The 1,900-nt window shown below is 56.1% G+C and carries 1 protein-coding gene and 1 pseudogene; both read right to left on the bottom strand.

The features are described 5' to 3' along the window. Positions 1-345: pseudogene (locus tag AC1D1Z_RS36925) on the bottom strand (plasmid partitioning protein RepB); the annotation flags it as partial. Next, on the bottom strand, positions 342-1,565 hold the full coding sequence (gene repA / locus AC1D1Z_RS36920; protein ID WP_065276670.1) for a plasmid partitioning protein RepA: 1,224 nt from the start codon (positions 1,563-1,565) through the stop codon (positions 342-344). The gene repA and the pseudogene AC1D1Z_RS36925, both read right to left, overlap by 4 nt. Positions 1,566-1,900 lie beyond the last annotated feature (335 nt).

Raw genomic sequence — 1,900 nt, 5'->3', positions numbered from 1 at the left:
AACCTGTTGCCCCTCAGTCTCGATCGACCGTTTGAACGCCTCGAAGCTCGTTGCGTCATCGTCCGGCAGTCTGTCCGGATAAGGGGATGGGTCGATGAGCGACGGATCCAACTCGCGAACCGAACCACCGCCCGACTCCACGATAGCCTTCAAGCGATCTCGCTCTGTTCGAATGTCGTCGATTGCTCGGTGTGCAGCACCGATCACACCTGCTCCGACACGATTTCCGGGAACCGGGGCAGGGGCCTGCGACGGCTGCTGTTGATCCGCAGCCTGATCGCTTTCCAGCTCTGCGGAAAGCAACCCGAAGCTGGCGACAATCGACTTGCGAGGGGATTTGCTCATGTCCGCCCCCAGCTCTCATTGACGAGGCGAACAATCGCCTCGTTCACAGCATCTACCGCCTCGCGGGCACGCTTGTGAGTATCGCGTCCGATCTGTCCCAATTCGAGCTCGTATACCGAGCGTTTCGCCAAGCCGGCTGCTTCAACGGCAGTGCTTTCAATGGCGGTCGGCAATAATACATCGGAGCCGAACAGGTGCCGAAGCATCGCAACGACTTGCGACTGTGGCGCGTCATTGGGGTCGTGTCGTGTAACCAGATACCGGATGAAGTCCTGGTCCAACTGAGCGCCGCTCTCGTTCAGAACACTAATCAGATCACCCATCATGAGAAGGAACTGGCTCATTGACGCGACGTCCAGCATGGCCGGGTGGACCGTAATGATCATGCTAGTCGCGGCGTATATCGCGCTCAAGGTCAGAAAGCCGAGGGACGGCGGAGTGTCGAGAATCACGATGTCGTAGTCCGCCTCGACTTCCAAAAGGGCGAGTTTCAGTCGCTCAAAGAAGATTGCGCCGGAGCTGGACTTGTTCGCCAAGATCCGTGGCGTTTCGTGCTCATACTCCATGACTTCAAGATTGCCAGGAATGAGATCGATGCCATCGAAATATGTCCTGCGAATTATATGGCGGATGGGACGACGCTCGGCGTCATCGTAACGCAAAGCGGCATAGATCGTTTCATTCGACCCGACATCAACTTCTGGCTGAGCACCGAACAAAGCGGACAAGGATGCTTGCGGGTCCAGGTCGAGTGCGAGGACGCGATACCCATGAAGGGCGAGATAGTGGGCAAGGTGGACACAGGTTGTCGTCTTCGCGCTGCCGCCCTTGAAGTTGGCTATCGCAAGAACCTGGAGGTGCTCCCCGGCACGACGACGAGGAAGGAATCGCAAGGCGTCTGCAGGTTTCTGCATCGCGAACAATTCACGCAGTTCATTGATCTGGTCCAGCGTGTAGACGCGATGGTTATTTTCCAGCCTACTGGGAATCGGCCCACGTCCTTCAGTGGACATGAGCTTCAGGGTGGAATCGGGTATAGACGTCAGCTTCGACACTTCGTTGGTCAGAAAGGGACGCAGGGTCTTTTCCGATTTTGGCGGATACATACGAGTTCTAAGCTGCTGCAATTGCCCGGACAGAAGCCCGGCATGGCGCATGATTTTGCTGCCGGCATCTTCCTTCGAGCCAACACTTGCTTCTACTCGGTTTGCTATCGCCATCTGTCCCTCTTGGCGGCTTTTCGCCGGTTTACCGGCCATTGCCCGCTAAAAATAGAACACGATTCTCCGAACTGGTCCAGAGGTTTAGGGTTAACAAAWGGTTAACGACCGGGGACAATCTGAATAAGGCTGTTCGGATTTTTGCTTTCCCGCTCCGGGAGTTAGCCTCAAATGCCCGGCTCCCTGATCCCGGAATGTTCTCCTGTGAATCCTACAAATCCGAACAGTGTAGCAGCAAGTAGATTAGGCGGTTCTGTAGCGCCACACCCCTCCTGAGCCGCGACTCACCTCGCTACGCGCATGTTGAATCCTACAACTGCCCTCCGATTCCAAAC

It is taken from the genome of Rhizobium sp. P1_E1, assembly GCF_056406015.1.
The sequence above is the reverse complement of the archived record's forward strand: the minus strand, read 5'-3'. Positions and strand labels throughout refer to the sequence as shown.